Origin of the sequence: Thermoflexus sp. (genome assembly GCF_042408365.1) — a bacterium.
GTDB lineage: Bacteria > Chloroflexota > Anaerolineae > Thermoflexales > Thermoflexaceae > Thermoflexus.
The window spans coordinates 1-6,634 of the sequence record NZ_JBHOQJ010000165.1; the positions used below are offsets into that span (position 1 = coordinate 1).

Sequence of the window (6,634 nt, forward strand, 5' to 3'; positions counted from 1 at the left end):
CGGGCGCCTTCGGCGCCCGGCTCGCCCCTGGTTTTCGAGAGCTGGGCCGGAAACCTTCGGGCCGCGGGGAGGGAGGAGAGCCATTCACTTTGTGAAATGAAGCACTACGGGGTAGGCACTGGAGATGGCAGTGGAACAATCGTCGGGATTGGGAGCTCCGGTGTCGACGTCGGAAGAAGTTTCGGCGTCGGGCTGGGGGTGACCGTCGGGATCGGGGTGGGGGTGGGCACAATCCCATTGTCCACATAAGTCCGGATCTCGCCCACAAAGGCCTGCCCGGAGCGATTGAAGGCGGTCACCCGCAGGGCATACCAGCCAGTAGGAAGATGGGAGGCGTCCCAAACGGTGAGCTGACCGTCGCGCACCGGGGCTAGATGCGGACCGCTCAACCACTGCCAAGAGACCCCATCCGCCCCCACGATCCCCCATTCCACGTTGTAATACGCGAAATCGGGAATCCACACCGTTCCCAACACTGGAACCATCCCGCGTACCACGGTGCTTTCGTTCGGCCACCGGATGATGACCTCCGGGATCGCCACCACACAGAGCTCCGTGGGAGGCTGAGGGATCTGACGCTGTTCCGCCCACCAGCGCCCCTCCTCGGGAACCACGTAAAAGACCCGCTCGATCGGCGGGCCGGGACAACCCTCGGTGTAGAGCAATCCGGTCGCCCCGTCGATCATCACGGCTTTCCAGAGGTCGTGCTCCGGCCCGGGCGGGGGCTGATCGGCGGCGAAGACCTCTATCCGACGGCGGTCCGGCGGACAATAGGGTGAGGGCCGGGTGCCGGAATCCAGGCAGATCTCCACTTCGATGATCCCAGGCGGCCGGCGGAACTCCCGGGGCGGCAGGTTCAGGATACGGTGAGCTTCCTCCATCACATCATGCCAGACTGGGGCTGCGCCCGTGATGCCGGTGACCCCTTTCATTTCAGAGTTGTCAACGTTCCCCACCCAGACCCCCACCACCAGGTCCGGCGTATACCCCAAGGTCCAGTTGTCGCGGAAATCGTTGGTGGTCCCCGTCTTCGCCGCTGCCGGCCGGGAGAGCTTGAGCGGGCTATTGGGTCCGAAGGCCGCTCGACGCGCCTCGTTATCTGAAAGAATGTGGGTGATCAGATAAGCGTGCTCCGGCCGCATCACCGGCTGCCCTGGGGGAGGCGTATATTCGTAGAGCACGTTGCCGAAGGCATCCGTGATCTTCCGGACCGGGACCGGGGGCACCCGACGGCCTTCATTCGCGAAAGCCGCATAGAGGCCCACCATCTCCAGCAACGGCACTTCACCGCCGCCCAAGGTGAGGGAGAGGCCGTAATCCGGGCGGGTCAAGGTGGTGATGCCCAGATCCCGGGCGCGTTGGAGGAAGGCCGGCAGCCCGATGAAGGCCAGCGCTTTCACCGCCGGGATGTTATAGGAGTTGCCCAGCGCATAGCGAACGGTCACCGGACCATGGAAGCGCCGATCATAATTGACGGGCTCATAGAATCGCCCCGGGCCGTCCGGGAACCGGGATGGCACATCCCAGATCAGCGTTGCGGGGGTCCACCCCTTCTCAAAAGCCACCAAATAGGTCAGCGGTTTGATCGAGGAGCCCGGCTGGCGGGGAACGAGGGCCATGTTAATCTGGCCGCCGTGTGCCGTGTCGTTATAATCCGGGCTCCCAATCATGGCCAAGATCTCTCCCGTGCGGGGATCCAAGATGACCACCGCCCCGTTATGCACATTCTTGTCCTTGAGTTTCTCCAGATGCGCCCGCAGGACCTGGGTGGCCATCCGCTGGAGGCGAAGGTCCAAGGTGGTTTCCACCCGCAGGCCGCCCCGGTGAAGAGCTTGGGCGTTGAGGCCGAATGTCTGCTCCAGCCATTGCTGCACATAGAGGGCGAAATGGGGGGCCTCCGGCGCTGGCGAGGTCATGGCAGGCTTCTGGAAGGCCCGAGCAGCCATCTCCTGCGCAGCGGCTTCCGCCTGCTCTCGGGAGATATACCCGGCCTCGATCATCAGGCGGAGGACATCCCGCTGGCGCCGCAGGGCGCGTTCCCGCCCTTCCGGAGTAAATGGATCGTAGAGCGCTGGCGCCTGGGGGAGGCCGGCCAGGAAGGAAGCTTCGGCCAAGTTGAGATCTTTCGCTGATTTCCCGAAATAGGTGCGGGCAGCCGCCTCCACGCCGTAAGCCAGGTTCCCATAGTAGATGGTGTTGAGATAGATCTCCAAGATCTGCTCCCGCGGATAGCGACGGATGATCTCAGACGCCAGCACCGCCTCTTTGATCTTCCGCCGCAAGGTGCGCTCAGGGGAGATCAGCAGGTTGCGCACCAGCTGCTGCGGGATGGTGCTGGCGCCGCTCACCACCTCCCCTTCCCGGATCGCCTGGTAGAGGGCGCGAGCGATGGCGATGGGGTCGAACCCAGGATGCTGCCAGAACCGGGGGTCCTCCGTCGCCACCGTGGCCTGGATCAACCACGGCGAGATGTCGGAAAGGCGGACCAACTGCCGGCGCCCGCTCTGAGGGTCCGCGAACTCCCCCAGCAACTCCCCGTTGCGATCCACCAGCACAAGAGAGGTGGAAAGGTTCAGCGCCCGCTCCTGTAGGGCTTCCGGCGGCGGTAACTGCATCGCCACATAGACATAGCCGGCGAGCGCGGCCGCGCCCCCGGCCGCCCCCAGGAGCAATAGGATCAGCAGGACGAAGAGGAGGGTCCGGCCCCACGAGCGACGCCGTGGCGCCGCGGAAGATCGTGGGGGATGGGGCGGGATCCTCGGCGGCCGCCCTGCGGGAGGCTGCCGAGGGATCCGCTGCGTGCGGTCCCGCCCGGGGACCCGCCAGCCCGCCGTCTCACTCACATCGCCGGTAGGATGAGGCCAATGTTCGCTCATCAGACGGATCTCCGATTTTTCCGAATCGTACGGCCTCAAAGCCTCTCCAACCTTTCGGAGAGGAATCTAACCCTCTCCGCTTGCTGTTGCCCTTTCAGGCCCGGAGGAGAAGGCCAAGCGCCTGCCATCCGAAGCGCCCCTCCGGGCGATCTTAGCCCTTTGGCCGGAGCCCCATGCGTTGCATCAGGAACACCGCCAGTTCCTCAAGCTCTCCGAATCGGAAACATGGCACCCCGACATTTAGAGGGGAATCCGAAACCACCGCCCAGCGCTCTTGCAATCCCTCCAGAAGATCCAAGCCTGTCTCCTGGCGAATCACCTCAATTTTGGGCATCGCCTCGTTTTTAAAGCCCTCCGCCAGCACCAGATCCAGCCCATCGAACTCCCTCAAGACCTCCGCCAACGTCAGCGGGCGGTCCAGGCGTCGGGACAGCCAAAGCCACTGAGGCGTGAGGCCAAGGACCCGCTCGGCGCCGGCCTCCCGATGCCGCCACGTGTCCTTTCCAGGCTGATCCCACCGCATCTCCCCATGAGGATCGTCCTTGATCGTGCCGACCCGAAACCCCCATCCTCGGAATATCCGAACCAGGCCCTCCAGGACAGTGGTCTTCCCGGAGCCCGAGCGCCCAACAATGCAAACCACTGGAGGATATTTGGAATCCATCCGCATGCATCCCCCGGCCATGCTCTATCCGGATCGAAGCCGCACGTTGGGGAGCTGATGCTTCTTCCACGAATATTTTTTATCCTCCCTCCCCACGGCCCAAAGGGCTATGGGGATCCAAGGGATGGGGCCATCTGCTCCTTCCATGGCCGTAGCAGGGCGCTTGGCTGCCCGTTTGTGCAATCCCCCAACCCCCAAGGCCCGTGAATCTTTTCATGATGAACCTACTAACATCACCCCGATATCGTTGACGTTCGTCCCTGTAGGACCCGTGCGGATCAGGTCGCCGAGGGCCTCGAAGAAGGCATAGGAATCGTTGGCGTTCAAATGGGCCATCGCATCCAGGCCCAGCAGATAAGCCCGATGGACGCTCTCGCCATCGGCGATGGCTCCGGCGGCGTCTGTCGGTCCATCCGTGCCATCTGTCCCCAGGGAAGCCACCACCACTCCCGGCCAGCCCTGCAGAGCGATCGCGGCCGCCAGCACAAGCTCTTGATTCCGTCCGCCTCGCCCGCTTCCCCGCACCGTCACGGTGGTCTCCCCTCCCCACACGACACAGGCCGGGCGGGGAACCGGGCGGCCAGTGGTGAGGATTTCCTTGGCGATGGCCACGATCACCCGGGCCACCTCCCGGGCCTCCCCTTCCACAAAGGTGGAAAGCAGGAACGGATGATACCCCAAGCGAGCGGCCTCTTCCAAGGCTGCTTGAACAGCTAGACGATTGCTGGCGACGATCACATGTGTAACCCGATGAAAGATCTCATCGCCCGGCTTAGGGGTCTCAGGGATCTTCCCGTGCAGCCCGAGCTCCAGATGGGTGCGCACCCGGAGCGGGATCCGCTCCAGTAAGCCGTAACGATTCAGCACCCGCCAGGCATCGTAGAAGGTGGAAGGATCCGGCGCCATCGGCCCCGAAGCGATCACCGACAGATCATCCCCGACCACGTCGGAGAGGACCAGGGTGAACACAGTGGCGGGGAAAGCAAAACGGGCCAATCCCCCACCCTTGATCCGATCCAGATGTTTACGCACGGCGTTCAGCTCATGGATCGTCGCCCCCGCACGCAACAGCAGATCCGTTACCGCCTGGAGATCGCTCAGGCTGATCCCCTCCACCGGCCAGGTCGCCAGGGCGGAGCCTCCACCGCTGAGGGCACATAGGATGAGATCCTCCGGCCCCGCCTGCTCAGCTATGGCGGCCAGCGCCTGAGCCCCCCGAACGCTGTTCTCGTCGGGGACCGGATGCCCAGCCTCGATCACGATCCACCGCTCATCCAGGGCGGCGGCCAGATGCCCATATTTGGTCACCAGCACACCTCGATCCAGCCGACGGCCCAGCAACACCTGGAGGGCATAGGCCATGGGATACGCCGCTTTGCCCAGAGCAAGCACGAACACATGACGATAGCGATCCAAGTCCAGACGGTGCTCTCCAACGATCAGCTGGTTTCCTTCCCGACGGACATGACGTCGAACGGCTGCGCTAGGATCCACCGCTCCCAGCGCAGCGTGGAGGATCCGCATGATATCCCTGCGAGGATCGCGTTTCATCCCTTCATCGGACATAGCACCGATCTCCCTTTATTATGTTCGTATGCATATTTTGGGCACTCATTCCATTCGGTAGTGGCCCTCCCCGCGCGGCAAAGCCGCACGGGGAGGAAGGAAAGAGGGGTGGGGCAATTCCCCTCACTGCGCATCCCCTTTGAATTTTTGAGGTTGAGAGCTCGCCACCACTGAATGGGGCAACCACCCCACTTGGGGTGAGGAGCCCCCACCCGATGCTCGCGCTCAGACGGCTACCTTATTTATAACCCAAGTCGCCCATTCGTTCTCCGCTGGGATTTGTGAGAATGGGGGTTCCTAGCCTCATCCCGAAGAACGGTGATCCGGAGAGGACAATCAACAGCCTCTTCGTTCATGAGGATGCTTTCATGCCCGTTTCGCCTACCTTGGGGGGTCCAACAGTTTCGAGAGTTTACGTTCTAAGGGGCCGGTCGCGCAACTTTTGACCTTGTCACGTCATCTGTGGATCACATGAGTTCCTGAGGGCGTTCACTGACACTTCGTGAGGATGCCCTGCGGGCGCCTTCCCGGTAGTGATCAATCAGGCGGCTCAGGGCCATCCAATCGGAGACCAGACAAACGAAACCATGGCCCTGAGGCAAGGGGACGTAAGGGCCAAGCAGCCAGCGGATCCAGCGAGCGGGCAGCGGGTAGCCGTCGGTCTCGATCACCAGCACCGCATGATCATAAAACGGCTCCACCCACCGCCAGTGATGACGGGGGATCTGAGGGAAAAGCTCAGAGAACACCGTCGGTCGCGTATTGCGGATCCGTCGGTAGGACACCCGGAGCGCAAAAAAGGGAGACCGGAAAACCAGCGCCTCCGGCCGCGGCTCTACCCCTGAAAGCCGACTCCCGATCTCCGGGATCCACCAGACCCCCAGGACCGCGCCCGCCAAGACCAGGAGCATGGGATCTCGGTCCGGCGGCCATGGGTATTCAATCTCTACAAAGACAGGAAAGTAATATAGCCCAAGCGCCAGGAGGGCGGTCAGCAGCGCAGGCCCTCGATACATCCGAGCCAGCCGTTGATACAACAAAAAAGGAAACCGACGGGGGCGGAGCGCCCCTGATCTCCGCCCCTCAGCAGGTGGCCGGATGGTCTCCCGAAGGCCGCGCAAGGACATCGCTGGAGGAGTCGGGATTCTCAAGTAATATTGGCCGCCCGGCAGCGCAGTGTTTCTTCCTTTAACGGGTTGCGCAGTTGGCTGCCTCACGGGGGTTGGGGGCGAGCTGGAACATCGAAGCACCCCGCTGGAGGGAGCCGGAAGAAGCGCGGTCAGCTCGCATGTGCCGCTAGTTCAGCTCTTGCAACTCCCCAGTGACCATGAAGATCACCCGTTCGGCGATGTTGGTCACCCGATCCGCGATGCGCTCCAAGTTGTGAGAGATCCAGAGCAGCCGCGTGGCCCGAAAGATGGTGCGGGGATCCTGCATCATATAGGTGATCAGCTCCCGGTAGACCTGCTCATCCAGAGCATCCACCTCGTCGTCGCGGGCGACGGCGGCGCGGGCTTTCTCCGGGTCG

5 protein-coding genes are annotated in these 6,634 nt (G+C 63.0%); all 5 read right to left on the reverse strand.

Annotation, left to right across the window (positions count from 1 at the left end):
• Positions 1-104: 104 nt before the first annotated feature.
• Positions 105-2,876: a transglycosylase domain-containing protein gene (locus ACFMO5_RS07720; RefSeq protein ID WP_376792172.1), complete on the reverse strand. Its 2,772-nt coding sequence runs from the start codon at positions 2,874-2,876 to the stop codon at positions 105-107.
• Between the two features lie 151 nt (positions 2,877-3,027).
• A complete protein-coding gene (mobB, locus tag ACFMO5_RS07725) occupies positions 3,028-3,540 on the reverse strand; it encodes a molybdopterin-guanine dinucleotide biosynthesis protein B (RefSeq protein ID WP_376792173.1) in 513 nt (170 codons plus the stop codon).
• Between the two features lie 213 nt (positions 3,541-3,753).
• The gene (locus ACFMO5_RS07730) at positions 3,754-5,064 is read right to left on the reverse strand and encodes a glycerate kinase (RefSeq protein ID WP_376792174.1); all 1,311 of its coding nucleotides are present in this window, start codon (positions 5,062-5,064) and stop codon (positions 3,754-3,756) included.
• 509 nt (positions 5,065-5,573) lie between these two features.
• Positions 5,574-6,122 (reverse strand): hypothetical protein, encoded by a 549-nt coding sequence (locus tag ACFMO5_RS07735; protein ID WP_376792175.1) that lies wholly within the window; start codon positions 6,120-6,122, stop codon positions 5,574-5,576.
• Between the two features lie 280 nt (positions 6,123-6,402).
• On the reverse strand, positions 6,403-6,634 hold a 232-nt coding region (locus ACFMO5_RS07740; protein WP_376792176.1), incomplete at its 5' end, for a phosphate uptake regulator PhoU.